The organism is Streptomyces sp. NPDC059874 (assembly GCF_042731135.1).
Taxonomy (GTDB): domain Bacteria; phylum Actinomycetota; class Actinomycetes; order Streptomycetales; family Streptomycetaceae; genus Streptomyces.
Window position 1 is genome coordinate 98,044 of the sequence record NZ_JBHWJY010000009.1, and the last position, 15,062, is coordinate 113,105.

10 protein-coding genes are annotated in these 15,062 nt (G+C 74.0%); 1 reads left to right on the forward strand and 9 read right to left on the reverse strand.

Going from position 1 to position 15,062, the window contains the following annotated elements; translation table 11 throughout:
* Positions 1-76: 76 nt before the first annotated feature.
* From ACFV9H_RS07985 to ACFV9H_RS08020, 8 genes are all read right to left on the reverse strand, one after another.
* Complete coding sequence (locus ACFV9H_RS07985; protein WP_385394866.1) at positions 77-739, reverse strand: response regulator; 663 nt, start codon at positions 737-739, stop codon at positions 77-79.
* The gene (locus ACFV9H_RS07990; protein ID WP_385394869.1) at positions 739-1,917 is read right to left on the reverse strand and encodes a sensor histidine kinase; all 1,179 of its coding nucleotides are present in this window, start codon (positions 1,915-1,917) and stop codon (positions 739-741) included. Before ACFV9H_RS07990 ends, ACFV9H_RS07985 begins: the two co-directional genes overlap by 1 nt.
* A 4-nt stretch (positions 1,918-1,921) precedes the next feature.
* On the reverse strand, positions 1,922-4,135 hold the full coding sequence (locus ACFV9H_RS07995) for an MMPL family transporter (RefSeq protein WP_385394871.1): 2,214 nt from the start codon (positions 4,133-4,135) through the stop codon (positions 1,922-1,924).
* A gap of 171 nt (positions 4,136-4,306) precedes the next feature.
* A complete protein-coding gene (locus ACFV9H_RS08000; protein WP_385394874.1) occupies positions 4,307-5,242 on the reverse strand; it encodes a kinase in 936 nt (311 codons plus the stop codon).
* Entirely contained in the window at positions 5,239-8,859 is a 3,621-nt protein-coding gene (locus ACFV9H_RS08005; protein ID WP_385394877.1) for an amino acid adenylation domain-containing protein, read from the reverse strand. The genes ACFV9H_RS08000 and ACFV9H_RS08005 overlap by 4 nt, the downstream gene beginning before the upstream one ends.
* Positions 8,856-10,055, reverse strand: a complete 1,200-nt coding sequence (locus ACFV9H_RS08010) for an ATP-grasp domain-containing protein (protein WP_385394880.1) — start codon at positions 10,053-10,055, stop codon at positions 8,856-8,858. The genes ACFV9H_RS08005 and ACFV9H_RS08010 overlap by 4 nt, the downstream gene beginning before the upstream one ends.
* The gene (argH, locus tag ACFV9H_RS08015) at positions 10,052-11,551 is read right to left on the reverse strand and encodes an argininosuccinate lyase (protein ID WP_385394882.1); all 1,500 of its coding nucleotides are present in this window, start codon (positions 11,549-11,551) and stop codon (positions 10,052-10,054) included. Before argH ends, ACFV9H_RS08010 begins: the two co-directional genes overlap by 4 nt.
* Positions 11,548-12,648 carry a cysteine synthase family protein gene (locus ACFV9H_RS08020; protein ID WP_385394884.1) on the reverse strand — a complete coding sequence of 367 codons (1,101 nt, stop codon included), beginning with the start codon at positions 12,646-12,648 and terminating at the stop codon, positions 11,548-11,550. Before ACFV9H_RS08020 ends, argH begins: the two co-directional genes overlap by 4 nt.
* Before the next feature lie 180 nt (positions 12,649-12,828).
* On the opposite strand from ACFV9H_RS08020, the gene ACFV9H_RS08025 reads away from it, so the two are divergent.
* A complete protein-coding gene (locus ACFV9H_RS08025; RefSeq protein WP_385394886.1) occupies positions 12,829-13,563 on the forward strand; it encodes a thioesterase II family protein in 735 nt (244 codons plus the stop codon).
* Here ACFV9H_RS08025 and ACFV9H_RS08030 read toward each other — a convergent pair.
* The gene (locus tag ACFV9H_RS08030) at positions 13,529-14,905 is read right to left on the reverse strand and encodes a class II 3-deoxy-7-phosphoheptulonate synthase (RefSeq protein WP_385394888.1); all 1,377 of its coding nucleotides are present in this window, start codon (positions 14,903-14,905) and stop codon (positions 13,529-13,531) included. The genes ACFV9H_RS08025 and ACFV9H_RS08030 overlap by 35 nt on opposite strands.
* Between the last annotated feature and the right edge of the window lie 157 nt (positions 14,906-15,062).

A 15,062-nucleotide genomic window follows, 5' to 3' on the forward strand; every position in this document is an offset into this window, starting at 1 on the left:
CTTTCAGCGGGCCGACCCTGTACATGGCCAACGGCCGGCCTGGCCCTCCACGGGCTCCGGCCCCCCCCGGGCACCGTCAGCCGCGCTCCGGGCGGACCAACAGGCCCCGTTCCAAGGCGATCACCACGGCATGGGTGCGGTCGCTGACGTCCAGCTTGGCGAAGACCCGCAGCAGGTGGGTCTTGACCGTGGCCTCCGCGATGACCAGGCGCTTGCCGATGTCCGAGTTGGACAGCCCGTCGGCCACCGCGCTCAGCACGTCCAGCTCACGCGCGGTCAGCACCACCGGGTCGGGCTGCCGCATCCTCGCAACCAGCCGCTCCGCCACCCGCGGGGCCAGTACCGTCTCGCCGCGGGCCGCCGAGCGGATCGCGGCCACGAGCTGTTCGCGGGTGGTGTCCTTCAACAGGTAGCCGATCGCACCGGCCTCGACGGCCCGTTCGATCTCCACGTCCGTGTCGTACGTGGTGAGGATGAGCACCCGTGTCGCGGCCGGGCCGGCGACGATCTCGGCGGTCGCCGCCACCCCGTCCATGACCGGCATCCGCAGGTCGATCAGGGCCACGTCGGGGCGCAGGGACGCGACGAGCTCGACGGCCTCCCGCCCGTTGTCGGCCTCGCCGACGATGGCGATGCAGGGCTCGGGGGCCAGGAGCGCGACGACCCCGGCGCGCATCACCGTGTGGTCGTCCACCACGACGACCCTGATCCTGTCGGCGTCTTCGGGCGTCGTCTTCATCAGGGCTGTCCGTTCGTGTGGATCGTGGCGAGGACGCGGGTGCCGTCCCCGAGCGAGCTGGTCACCGTGAGGTCGCCGTCCAGCTCGGCGAGCCGCTTGCGCATGCCGTCGAGGCCGAAGCCGCGGGAGTCCTCGACGACGAAGCCGCGCCCGTCGTCGGTGATCTCCAGCTCGATGGCGTGCGGGTACTGCGTGAGGACCACGCCGACCGTGGTCGCGGCGGCGTGCTTGCGCACGTTCGCAAGGGACTCCTGGGTGCAGCGCAGCAGCGCGATCCGGGTCTGCTGGTCGCATTCGACGTCCGGCGGCAGCTCCGCCTCGACGGTCAGCCCGGTGTCCTGGGTGAACCGGTCCAACGTCCGGCGCAGGGTCACCGCGACCGAGCCGGGGGCCAGGCCGCTCTGCGGGGCGGAGCCCACCAGCACCCGGGCCTCGGCGAAGTTCTCGCGGGCGGTCTGCTCGATGGAGACCAGCTGCTGCCCGGTGCGCTCCGGGTCCGAGGTGACGGTCGAACGGGCCGCTTCCGCCAGCACGATGATGGAGGCGAAGCCCTGCGCGAGGGTGTCGTGGATCTCCCGCGCCATTCGCTCCCGCTCGTCCGCCGCGCCCTGCTGCCGATGCGCCTCGGCCAGCCGGGCCTGCGCGCTCTCCAGTTCCGCGCCCAGCAGCCCGGCCCGGGCGTCGCTGTCCGCCACGAGCCGGTGGATCAGCAGTCCGGTCAGGACCGAGGCGGCGTACCCGATGAAGATGAAGACGACATTGCCCGTGAGGGACTCGTCGCTGCGCAGGGTGCTGCCGACGACGGTGGCCGCGGCGGCCGCCCCGCTGAGGACGATCGAGGCGCGGACGCCGGTGGCGAAGAGCCAGAACTGCGGGAGGGAGACGATGAACAGCGCCGCCCCGCCGCCCGGCAGGCCCCCCATGGCGCCCAGCCCGAGGGCGAGCAGGGCCAGGTAGGCCTGGGGCCGCAGGACGGGGTTGTCCGGAAACCGCCGTACGGTGGTGTAGCAGGAGGCGAGAACCGCGAGCAGGGCCAGGGCCCCCCACTTGGGTGCTCCCGAGTCGTTCTCCACCCCGATGACCGAGGGGATCAGGCCGAGGAGCACCCATGCCGTGGTGTACCAGCCGTGGAACTTGTCGACGGTCAACCGGTCGGAGGACTGCGGCCGTTCGCTCATGTGATCAGCCTACGGTCGCCGGCTGACGTTCCGTTGACGCCTCGGACCGCACCTGGCGCATACCGCGCGACGGCCACCAGTTCCACTCGCCGAGCAGCAGCATCAGCGCGGGCAGGATCAGGATGCGGATCACGAAGGCGTCCAGCAGGACGGCCGCGGCGAGGGCGAAGCCGATCTGCTTCATCTCGATCAGGTGCAGCGCGGCGAAGCTGGCGAAGACGGTGACCATGACCACGGCGGCGCTGGTGACCACTCCGGCGGAGCTGCCGATGCCGTCGAGGACCGCCTGGCGGGTCGGGGTGCCGTTCATGGCGGCCTCCCGGATCCGGCTGATCACGAAGACCTGGTAGTCCATCGAGAGTCCGAAGAGGATCACGAAGAGGAAGAGCGGTACCCGGGCTCCGATGGAGCCGGTGGACTCGAAGGCGAGGATCCCCTCGGCCCATTCGTTCTGGAAGACGAGCACCAGCAGGCCGAGCGAGGCGAAGGCGGAGAGCAGGTTGAGGACGATGCCGATCAGGCCGAGGACGAGGGAGCGGAAGGCCCACACGGTCATCGCGAAGGTGACGAGCAGCAGCGCGCCGATGATCAGCGGGAGCTTCTGCTTCTGGTGCGCCGGGTAGTCGGCGTTGCGGGCGACGTCACCGGTGACGGCGGTCTCGGTGCCGGTGAGCTTCCCGGCGGTGGCCGGGAGCAGCTCCGTACGCAGCTTCTTCAGGGAGGTGTGGGCCTCGACGCTGCCGACGGGGTGGGCGACCGCCATCTCCAGCATGGTGATCCGGCCGTCGGGGGAGGTGCGCAGGACCGGCTTGCCGCTGATCGCGGGGTCTTCGGCGGTGGCGCGGCCGGCCAGCTCGGTGAGGGCGGCGGCCACTTCGTCGCGGCGGTCGGGGTCCGCCTTCACGAGGACCTGGTGCATGGAGTTCAGCTCGGGGTACGCGGCCATCGCCCGGTCGTAGGTCTGCATGGCGCCGATGGCCCGCGAGTGGGTGTCGCGGCCCATCTCGGTGAGGTTCAGGTTCAGCACGGGCAGGGCGAGGGCGACCATCGCGAGGGTGGCCACGGCCAGGGTGGCGACGGGGTGCTTCGCGGTGGGCCGCAGCACGGCGGCGGTGATCCGGCCGGCGCCGGTCTTCGGCTGCTTGACGCGCAGGGTACGGCCCTTGGCGGCGGCGCGGGCCTCCTTGCGGGCCCGGCGGCGGTCGGCGCGCTCGCCGAGCTTGGCCAGCAGGGCGGGCAGCACGGTCAGCGAGCTGAGCACGGCGACCAGGGTGACGACGATCGCGCCGGTGGCGATGGAGGAGAAGATCACGTCGTCGGCGAGGAACAGGGTGGCGCTGGACACGGCCACGGCCAGCCCGGAGACGACGACCGCGCGGCCCGAGGTGGCGGCGGCCAGTTCGACGACGGCCTGCGGGGTGAGGCGGCCGCCCGCCCGGGCCCGCTCCTCACGCTCCCGCTTGAGGTAGAAGAGGGTGTAGTCCACGCCGACGGCCAGGCCGATCAGCAGGATCACGTTGGTGCCGACGCCCGCGTCCGGGAAGACGTGCGAGGCGAGCATCGACAGGCCGACCGCGGCGATGATCGAGGAGAGCGCCAGCAGCAGCGGGACGATGGCCATGGCGATGGAGCTGAAGACGATCAGCAGGGTGATCAGGGTGACGGGGAGCGCGATGACCTCCGTACGGGCCAGGTCGTCGCCGCGGAGCCCGTCGACGCCCTTGCTGATCGAGGGGGAGCCGACCTCCTCCACCCACAGCCCCGGGTAGGCCTCCTGGACGGCCGCGGTCTGCGCCAGGAGCACGTCCACGTGCTTCTTGGCGTCGAACTCGGCGCCCTTCATGGTGACGTCCACGCGCAGCGCCGAGCCGTCGGAGGCGGGCACCGGGGCGCCGACCGAGGCGACCTCGGGGAGCGCGGCCATCCGGGCGCCGGCGTCGCGGGCGGCGGCCTCGGCCAGGGCCGTGTCGAAGGCGCCGGCGCCGGGCCGGGCGTGGATCAACACCCGCTCCACGGGCTTCTGCTGGAGGCCGCCCTCGGCGGCGATGGCCTCGGCGCGGCCGGCCTCGCCGATGCGGAAGTCCTCGCTGGTGGCGGGGTTCGCACCGATCACGATGCCCGCCCCCAGGCAGAGGACGACGAAGAGGAGCCAGCCGGTGATCGCGCGCCACGGATTGCGGGCGCTCCATCGGGCCATCCGTACGGTGGGGTTCGTCATGACATACATGCTGGTCGCAGCGGGGGTCGCGACGACAGGCTCGACCGGTTGAACCTCGCGTCCACCGACCGGTGGACCCCCGGGGTAGTACCCAAGCGGAAGCCCCCGGGGCGAGCGCGAGGCTCGGCCCGGGGGCTCGGTGGACGAAGTCGGGGGCCCTTCGGGGCCCCCTCAGTGGAAGCTGAGGGTCCGGTAGACCGTCACATTTCCCACGAGTTCCTGGCACAGCTGCGCGGCGGCCGCCAGCCGGGCCGGGCAGTCCGGGGCGTCGGTGTCCATGAGGATGCCCAGGGTGGTGCCGCTGTGCCCGACGACCACACCCAGACCGCCGACCTCCTCGCAGATGCCCGTCATCGAATCCAGGGACCACTTGTGGCGCAGCACCTGGTTCATCCGGGCGCTCGCCGTGGCCACGCGTCCGACCTCGGCCAGATCGCGGGCGGCGACGGCGCCGGTGACCCGGTCCAGGAGGCGCGCGTACTCCCGTTTGTCGGCGGCGGTGAACGGCTTCGGGATGTTGTTGAAGGCGACGGTGTCCACCGCGCCGCCCTCGTCGACACCGACGACCGCCATGGAGGGCAGCGAGCCGAGCTTCGCCCGCAGCCGGACGCTGCGGTGGTGGAAGGCCACGACCGCGTCGTAGAGCACCCCGTCGGTCGGTTCGATCCGCGCCAGGTACCCCTCGATCCGGCGCGGCGGCATCGGGACGCCCAGCGCGTTGGCCACCGCCCGCGCCGTCGCCACCAGGTCGGCCGAGGAGCTGGCCAGCCCCTTGCCCTCGGGCAGGGTGCTGTCGATCCGCAGCAGCCCGGCGGCCGGCAGACCCTCGTCCTCCAGGATCATGGAGGTGAGTCGCAGCGCCTTCTTCTTGTGCGGCGGCCACACCTCCAACCCCGGCTGCTGCGACCGCACTTCGAAGCGGGCCATGGACCAGCGGGCCACCGGCAGCGTCACCAGGAAGTTGCCGTCCTCCTCCGGCAGGACGCCCTGGAGCAGCTCGCCGAAGGTGCCGAAGGCCGTACTGACTCCGGTGGCGGCCACCTGCCGGTAGCCGGCGGCGGGGACGGCCGCAGGGCTGACCGGCGCTGCCGTCTGGGTCGTGATCATCCGGTGGTCCTCCTCACCACGTCGGCGGTCTCCGCGGCCCGGGTGCCGGTGAAGTAGTGCCCGCCCTCTTCGAGTTCGTGCAGCGTGACGCGGTCGGAGACCGCCCGCCAGGCCCGGTACGCGGGGTCCGCGGCGGCAGTCCAGGCGTCGTCGCGGGCCACCACCACCTCCACGGGTGCGTCGATCCGGTATGCCGCGGGGGCGTCCAGGATCCGCAGCAGGTGCCGGTTGGCGGTGATCACATCGTGCCGGTAGGCCCGGTCGACGGCCGCCGCCCGCTCGGGGGTGAAGGCGTCCAGCTCGACATAGGCGTTGTCGGCGCGCAACCGACCCAGCAGGTCCTCCCGGTCGGTCGTCCGCACCTCGGCCAGCTCCGCGCGCAGCGCCTGCGCGTCGTGCAGCAACTGTCCGCCGATGAAGACCCGTTCCGCCGGGCGGCCGGCTTCCTGGAGCAGCCGGGCGGTCTCCAGGGCCAGGGCCGCGCCCGAGCAGTGGCCCCAGAGCAGGACGGGGGTGGTGACCTGCGCGAGGATCTCGTCGCGGGCCCGCCCCGCGAGCGTCGCCACGTCCTCCAGCGGCTCGTCCTCGGCCGCGAAGTCGTGGCCGGGCAGCTCCGCCCCCAGCACCGCGATCCCCTCGCGCTCCAGCTCGGTCGCCAGGGCCCGGAAGTTCAGGGCGCTGCCACCCGCGTACGGCAGGCACACCAGGGTGTGGTGCGGGTTGCGGACCGTGAGCAGCGGGTGCAGCAACCGGTGCGCCGCCTCCCGGGGCTCGCCGCCGCGCCGACCGTCGAGGAGGGCCGCCAGATCGGCCAGCACCGGGTGGGCGACCAGTTCCTTCAGGGACAGCGCGCGGTCGAGCCGTACGACCACCCGGACCGAGGCGAGCGAACTGGCGCCCAGCGCGAAGAAGTCGTCGTGGCGGCCGATGCGCTCCAGCGGCACCCCGAGGACCTCCGCCCACAGCATGGCCAGCCGGCGCTCGGTGGCGGTGGCCGGCCCGGTGTGGCCGTCACCGCCGTGGCCGAGGGTGCTCGCCAGCTCCACGAGGGCCTTCTTGTCGGCCTTTCCGTTGGCGGTGCGCGGCAGCCGGCGCAGCGGGTGCAGATAGCTGGGCACCATGTAGTCGGGGAGTACGGAGGCCAGGTGGCCGCGGGCCCGCTCGACGCCGGGACCGTCGCCTTCGGCGTCGGTGGTGAAGAAGGCCACCAGGTGCCGGTGGATGCCGGAGTCCCCGACGATGACCACCGCCGCCTCGCGGACGCCGGGCAGGGCGAGCAGCCGGCTCTCGATCTCGCCGAGTTCGATGCGGAAGCCGCGGATCTTGACCTGCTCGTCGTGCCGGCCCAGGAACTCCATGCGGCCGTCCGGCAGCCATCGGCCGAAGTCCCCGGTCCGGTACATCCGGGTGCCGGCCCGGAACGGGTCGGACACGAAGACCTGCTGCGTGCGCTCCTCGTCGTTGACGTAGCCGAGGCCCACGCAGACCCCGGAGAAGGCGATCTCGCCCGCCGAACCGAGCGGGACCAGGCCGAGGTTCTGGTCCAGGACGTACGTGTTCACGTTGGGCAGGGAGCGGCCCAGCGCGACCGGTCGGCCGGGTTCGGGCGCCCGGTCGAGGACCTCGTGCATCGTGTCGTCGCAGACCTCGGTCGCGCCGTACGCGTTGACCAGGGAGATCCCCGGGCACAGCGCGAACCAGCGGCGCACCAGGTCGGGTGAGAGCACCTCGCCGGTCACCGAGACGGCGCGCAGCGCGCCCAGGTCGCGGGGGCGGCGCTCCAGCTGCCGGACGAGCACTTCCAGGTAGGCGGGGACGGTCTGGGCGATGGTGACGCGCCCTTCGACGATCTCGTCGAGGAAGCCGTCCACGTCGAGCAGGACGTCGGTCGCGATGATGCGGGTGGCGCCGCCGGTCAGGAGGGGCGCGGCGAACTGCCAGAGGGAGATGTCGAAGCTCTGCGGGGCGGTCTGCGCGACGACCTCGCCGCTCCCGGTGTCCCCGCCGTCCGCCATCCCCATGTCCGCCGCCTTCGCGAGGAGGTGGTTGAGGAGGCCGGCGTGTTCGCACAACGCGCCCTTGGGGTCGCCCGTGGAGCCGGAGGTGAAGTAGACGTACGCCGCGTGGTCGGGGCGGACGCGGACGGCGGGCGGACCGTCGGGCAGGTCGGCCGTGTGGACGTCCCGTACGCAGATCACGGCCGGCGGCGCGGGCGTGCCGTCGGCGGCCTTCCGCGCGAGCACCTCCGTGCCGGGCTCGGCGAGGACGAAGGAGGCCGCGGCGGCGGACAGTTGGGCGCTGATCCGGTCCACGGGCAGGTCGGGGCCCATGGGGAGGTAGACCGCGCCGGCCTTCAGGACGCCGAGCGCGGCGGCGATCCAGTCGAGGGAGCGGTCCATGACGACGGCGACGACGTCGTGCGGCCGTGACCCGGCGGCGAGCAGCGCGTGCGCGACGCGGTCGGCGTGCGCGTCCAGTTGGCGGTACGTCCAGCGGCGGGCGCCGTGCTCGGCGGCGACGGCGTCGGGGTGGCGGCGGACCCGCTCCTCGAAGAGGTCGGTGAGGACGGCGTCCGGCAACTCGGCGCGGGGGCCGGCGAGGCCGTGGATCTGGCTCTCGACCTCCTGGGGGGACAGCAGGCTCTGCCGGTCGTGGCGGGCGTACGGGTCCTCGGTGAGCAGGCGCAGGGCGGTCAGGTGGTAGCCGGCGAGCCGGTCCGCGTACGTGGCGTCGAGCGCGCGGGGGTCGTAGCGCAGCCTCAGCCGCAGTCCCGCGTCGGCGGAGCTCCACAGGACGCGGAGCACCTCGCCGGCGCCGAGCGGGGCCGGGGCGTCGCCGGCCAGGTCGAGGACCACCTCGGGCCGGGGCCCCGCGGCCGGCGCGGCCCCGGCGAGGGCGGCGGCGGTGGCAGCGACGAGCTCCGCCCAGCCGGACGGGGCCACCGTGAGGCGCAGCTCCCGCACGCCGGGCCCGTCGGCGAGGCCGGTCCGCAGCTCCCGCTCGGCGGCCACCGTGGCGAGCACCCGGGCGTGCGCGGCGCCGAGCAGCGCGTCCGGCGCGACCCCGAGCGCGGCGGCCGTCCGCCCGACCGCCCCCACCAACGCGGGCTCCACGGTCACCTCGTGGAAGCCGGTCCCCGCCGTGGGCCCCGCGGGCGAGCCGGGCGGCACGCGGTCCCCCGCGACCCAGCGCGGCAGCCGGGTACCGGCCCTGGCGCCCCCGGCGGTGGGTGCCGAGCCGCCGGCGGCCGCACTGCCGGCCGGCGCGGCGCCGCCGACCCCGACAGGGGCGTCCGCCGGGGGTACGACGTTCGGTGCACCGGCAGAGGCGACGGGGGCCGGGGCGACCTGGCCGGGTGTGCCCCCGGTGCGGGCGTCCGCCGGGCGGCCGGTCGTGGGGGCTCCGGCGGAGGCGGCTTCGGCCTGGGCGGTGGGCGGGGTGCTGACGGCAGGTCCCCCGGCCGGGGTGCCTGCGGCCCGTGCGGTCGCCGGGCCGTCGGTCGTGGGCCGCCCGCCGGGGGCGGCCGGCGCGTGCGTGGTCGTCCGGATGCCGGCCGCAGGGGCGTCGGCGGGGGTGCTCGGCCGCGTCCGTGAGGGGGACGTCGGTGCGCCTTTCATCGGGGGGTCTCCTCCACGGTGATGTCGATCAGGGCTTTGGCCGCCGAGGCCCGGCGGGCCGCGGCGGCGGAGTCGGGGCCCGCGGCGACCACGCAGGCCAGGCGGTCCTGGAAGGAGTGCGTCACCCGCAGCTCCCGGCCCACCGCGGTGCTCGCGGACACGGCCGCCACACCCGGCGCCGCGGCGGCGTCGGCCAGGCCCGCGACGGCCGTGACCCGGCCCTCTCCGGCCAACTGGACGAAGCGGACAGCGGCGTGACCGGCCGCCGCGCCGCGCGGGGCGGCCGGCTGCCCGGCGGCCCGGGCGATCACGCTGTCCACCAGGTCCACCCCGGTCGCGGCCTTCACCGCGACCGGGATCATGCCGCCCGCCAGGCGCGGGTTGACCTCGATGACCACCGGCCCGCCGGGGCCCAGCCGCAGCTCGGTGTGGGCGGCGCCGTAGCCCAGACCCAGCGCGCCCACCGCTCGTACCGCGGTGGCGCCGAGCTCGGCGGCGGTGGCGGCCGGGACGGGGGCGGGCACGTCGTGCCCGGTCTCCACGAAGTACGGCTCGGGCCCGACGTGCTTGGCGACCACCGCCACCACCTCGCCGTCGAAGGTCTCCACCGAGAACTCCGGGCCGGAGACGGCCGCCTCCACCAGCACGGTGGCCGAGCCGTCGGACAGCAACCGCTGCGCCCACGCACGGGCCTGCCCCGCGTCCTCGCACAGCCGCACCCCGACCGAGCCGGAGCCGCTGACGGGCTTGAGGACGACCGGGAAGCCGATCCGCTCCGCGGCCCCGGCGGCCTCCGCGGCCCCGGTCACCGCCGCGAACGCCGGCACCGGCACCCCGGCGGCCGCGTGCACGGCCCGCTGCGTGTCCTTGGACCGGCAGCGCTCCACGGCGTCGCCGTCCGGTCCCGGCAGCCCCAGCTTGGCCGCCATGCGCGCCGCCAGGGCGACGAAGTACTCGGAGCTGGAGGCGATGGCAACCGGATCGAGCCGCGTGCACGCCTCCAGGACGGCCTGCGGGTCGGAGGTGTCCAGCACCACCGTGTCGATGCCGTCCAGCACGGCGTACGGGTACCGGCCGGGGTCCCGGCTCAGCAGGACGGGGCGCATCCCGCGGGCCCGGGCCGCGGCGCAGAAGTCCCGCCCGGTGCCGGTGGTGTTGCTCTCCAGGAAGGCGAACCGGCCGCCGCCCGTACTCATCGCGTCTCTCCCGTTCCGTGACGTCTCACGACGGCGTCCACATCGGCGTCCAGCAGCCGCGCGGCATCGCGCAGCCCCGCCCGGTAGGCCATGAGCCAGTCGCCGTGCCCGGCGAGGCGGTCCCGCAGGGTGCCGACGATCGCGGCGCACTCGCCGGGGCCGCCGCCCCGGTCGAGGTCGGCGACGACCTCGGCGAGCGAGGGCAGCCCGCCGCCGAAGTCCGTCACCCCCTCCGGGGTCTCGATCTTGGTGAGTTCGCGCTCGCCGGCGGCGATGGCGTCCCGCACGGCCGCGCCCACCACGTGGTGCGCCGTCCGGAACGGCACGCCCTCGCCGACCAGCCGGTTGGCGATCACCGTGGCGGTGGTGAAGCCCTCCTTGGCCCGCTGCTCCATCCGCTCGGTGACCGGCCGGGCCCCGGAGACCAGGACCTGGCCGAGCAGTACGGACTCCCGTACGGCGGCCAGCGCGGGCCAGGCCACGGCCACCGCCTCCGTACCGACCTCGATGGAGTTGGTGAACGGCGTGGACTTGCTGGCGGACGCCGAGGCGGTCCACGCCCCCACCGCCCACGCGGCCTTGGCCTTGACGTGCTCCAGCAGGAAGGCGTTGCGCTTCTGCGGCATCGCGGAGCTGCCGCCGACGAGGCGCTCGGGGAACTCCACGAAGCCGAACTCCTGGGTGCTCCACAGCTGGAGGTCGGTGGCCAGCCGGCTCAGCGTGACCGCCGCCGACGCCACCACGGCCAGGCCGCGCAGCATCGTGTCGCGGGCCGCCACCGCGTCGGTGGCGTGCAGGGTGGCGCCGCCGCGGAAGCCCAGCAGGGCGGCCGTGCGCTCGGGGCGGATCGGCAGGTCGGTGCCGGCGACGGCGCCGGCGCCCAGCGGGCAGCGGTCGAGGTCCTCGACGGTGTGGCGGAGCGCGGCGATGTCGCGGTCCAGGGCGGTGGCGATGCCGGCCAGGTAGTAGCCGTAACTGATGGGCATCGCGGGCTGGTAGTGGGTGTATACGGGCATCACCGCGTCGGCGTGCCGGCGGGCCCGGGAGAGCAGCGCGGCCTGCAGGCGCAGGACCTCGCCGAGCAGCTCGGTGAGCTCCGAGCGCAGCCGCATCGCGGTCACGGTGGCCTTGATGTCGTTGCGGGACCGGGCGGTGTGCACCTTCCCGCCGATGTCGGAGCCGAGCTCCTCCACGAGGTAGCCCTCGTACATGAGGTACAGGCCGCGCGGGGCCTGGCGGCCGGTCAGTTCGGCGAAGCCGCTCGCCCGCAGTCGCCGGACCCGGTCCAGCAGGGCCGCCGCGGCCGGACCGGGCAGCAGCCCGCTCTCGCGGAGCATGACCACGTGGGCGAGGTCGACGGTGCTGGTGGCCTCCAGCTCCCGGCGCACCGCCTCCGGGCCGGGCTCGCCGTAGACGACGCGGCGGGTACGGGCGCCCAGGCCCTGTTCGAGCCGGCCCGTGCCGGTGACCGTTCCGGTGGGCAGGGTCCGGCTCACGCGCCCACCCCCACCGGCTGCGCGGCGGCCGCGTCGGCGGATCGGGCGGCCGCCGGCGCGGGCCGGGACACGACGCCCGGGACCTCCTCGTAGGCCCGCCGGTCCCAGGCGAACCGGGTCCAGCGGTCGCCCGCCGCGTCGGGGCCGGCGGCGGTGACCGGCGCGGACGGCCGCTCGCGCAGCGGGTGCCCCTGCGCCTCCAGCCAACTGTCGTCGTAGACGGTGGCCTGGTAGCGGTAGCCCTCGTCGGGGAGCATCACCACCCCGGTGCGGTCCGGGTTGCGCTCGGCCCACCAGCGGGCGACGAGGTAGGCGGCGCCGCTGGTCGGCCCCTGGAAGAGGGCGTGGCGGGCGTGAAGGGCGCGGGTGGAGGCGTACGCCTCGCCGGCGGTCAGCCAGTGCACCTCGTCGAAGACGCGGTGGTCGAGGTTGGCGGGCCACAGGCTGTTGCCGAGGCCCCGCAGCTCCCGGGAGCCGTCGGGCTGCCCGAAGAGCACGCTGTGGTGGCTGTCCACGCCGATCGCCTCGGTGTGCGGGGTGGCGGCGCGCAGGCCCCGCACGGTGCCGCACACGGATCCGCCGGAGCCCACCGGGCCGATCAGCGCGTCGACGGTGCCGAGGGTCCGGGTGAGCTGCTCCGCGACCAGCCGGTAGGCGCCCGGGTTGCCCGGGTTGCTGTACTGCTCCGGGCAGAAGGAGTCCGGCAGTTCGGCGCGGATCTCGGCGAGCCGGCGCAGCCGGGCCCCCTGGAAGCCGCCGACCTCCGCCGGTTCGTGGCAGATCTCCACGCGGGCCCCGAGGTCGGTCAGCCGCCGGTACAGGTTGGCGTCGATCGCGGGGTCGCTGACCAGGATCAGCTTCCGGCGCATCAGGGCGGCCTGCATGGCCAGGGCGAGCCCGAAGGTGCCCGAGGTGGTCTCGACGATCACCGTGTCCGGCCCCAGCTCACCCCGCTCCTCGGCCTGCTTGAGGATGTGGTGCGCGGGAAGCAGCTTCATCAGGGTGAAGGCCGCGCCGTACAGGTTCGGGCCGAGCCGGATGATGCGCGGCATCATCGTCGCTTCGGCTATCGACGGGTAGGCGGAGGTCACCGTCATGGAATCTCCAGGGACAGGGGTCGGCGTGGCGGACCCCTGTCACTTTGCTGAAGGACTCTGACGGGGCACTGACAGTGACGCCCGCCGGACGTCAGCGCGCCGTCAGGGCGAGGCACGACCATCGCGCCGTCGGAAGTGTGCGGACGCCGTGGTACGGCCGTTGGGGCAGGGGTGGCAGTGATGGTGTGGACACAGGTGGTCGAGGCCCGGCCGTTCGCGGCGGAGCGGGTGGTGTGCTTCCCGCACGCCGGCGGGTCGCCCTACTTCTTCCGCGGCTGGGCCAAGGGGCTCGACGCGTACGAGGTCCACGCGGTCTGCTACCCGGGGCGCGCGGAGCGGTTCTCCGAGGAGTGCGCGGACCGACTGGTCCCGATGGCGCGCGAGATCGCCGCCGACGTGCTGGCCTCGGGGGACGACCGGCCGGTCGCGTTCTTCGGGCACAGCATGGGCGCGATCGTCGCGTACGAGGTGGTCCGGGCGCTGGAGGAGGCCGGCTCGGGGGTGGCGCACCTCTTCGCCTCGGGGGCGCGGGCGCCTCATCTGATGGCCGGCGACCCGGTGGCCGCGGCCGCCTGGGACGCGGAGTCGATCGGCCGGACCCTCATCGAACTGGGCGGCACTGACCCCGAGTTGCTGGAGAACCGAGCCTTCGTGGAACTGGTCATGCCGTACATCGGGGCGGACTTCCGGATGCTCGCCGCGTACGAGGGCCGGCGACGGCCCCCGCTGACCTGCCCGGTCACCGCGATCGTGGGGGACGCCGACCCCCGGGTGACCACCGCGCAGAGTGCAGCCTGGCGGGAGTCGACCCGGGGGCCGTTCCGGGCGCTGACCGTGCCCGGCGAGCACTTCTACCTGGGCGACCGGCCGCCGTTCGGGCTCATCGAAGAGGGCTTGCGTCCACAAAGGAGCTGACCGGCCGGCGCTCGCGGTACATCTCCGCGAGCCGGAAGGCCAGGTCGATGGACTGGGTGTGGTTGAGGCGGGGGTCGCAGGCCGTCTCGTACCGGTGCGGCAGGTCCTCGGGCCGAACAGTGTTGCCGCCTCCTGTGCACTCGGTCACGTCGTCGCCGGTCAGCTCGACGTGGATGCCGCCGGGGTGGGTGCCCAGCGACTGGTGGACCTCGACGAAACCCCGCACCTCGTCGAGCACCGTGTCGAAGGACCGGGTCTTGTGGCCGCTGGGGGCGGTGATGGTGTTGCCGTGCATGGGGTCGCTGACCCAGCAGGGCAGCGCCCCCTCGGCGGCGACCTTCTCCACCAGCGTGGGCAGCACGTCGCGGATCCTGTCGGCGCCGGCCCGGACGACGAAGGTCAGCCGGCCCGGGTCGCGGTCCGGGTCGAGCCGGTCGAGGAGGGCGAGGACGGTGTCGGCGGTGGTGGTGGGGCCCAGCTTCACGGCGATCGGGTTGTCGATCCGGGAGAAGAACTCCACGTGGGCGCCGTCCAGGTCGCGGGTCCGCTCGCCGATCCACAGCAGGTGGCCGCTGGCCGCGTAGGTCCGACCGGTCTCCGGTTCGGTGCGGGTCAGGGCTGCCTCGTAGTCGAGCAGCAGACCCTCGTGGCTTACGAAGAACTCGGCGGTGCCCAGCTCACGGGTGTCCACCCCGCACGCGCGCATGAAGGCGAGCGTGCGGTCGATCTCGTCGGCGAGGGCCTCGTAGCGCTCGCCGGCGCCCGAACCGGCGACGAAGCCCCGGTTCCAGGCGTGCACCTGGTGCAGGTCGGCGAACCCGCCGGTGGTCAGGGCGCGTACCAGGTTCAGGGTGCGGGCCGACGCCTCGTACGTGTCGCGCAGCCGCCGCGGGTCGGGGGTGCGGGAAGCGGCCGTGAACTCCAGGCCGTTGACGGCGTCACCCCGGTACGAGGGCAGGGTCACCCCGTCGCGCTCCTCGTACGGGCTGGAGCGCGGCTTGGCGTACTGCCCGGCCATCCGGCCCACCTTGACCACCGGCAGCGCGGTGGCGTGGGAGAGCACGACGGCCATCTGGAGGAGGGTCTTCAGCTTGCCCCGGATGGAGTCGGTGGTGACCTGGGCGAACGTCTCGGCGCAGTCGCCGCCCTGGAGCAGGATGGCCTCGCCGCGGGCCACCGCCGCCATCTTCAGCCGCAGCTGGTCGCACTCGGCGCCGAAGACCAGCCCGGGCGCCTCGGACAGCCGGCCGGTGACGTCGCGCAGCGCCGCGGGATCGGGCCAGTCGGGTTGCTGGGCGGCCGGGAAATCCCGCCAGGAAGAACTGTTCTCGTTTTCTCTCATGGCGTCAGTTACCCACCGGGGCCGGGGAATGGTCAAGCATTTTGGAAATGGACCGCATCGGGGACCGGGAATTGGTCTGGCGGTGGTTCGGAAAACATTGATTCACTCATTCCGACGGAAACCGAATTCAGGGGGAGTTCACTTTGTGGCATTCAAG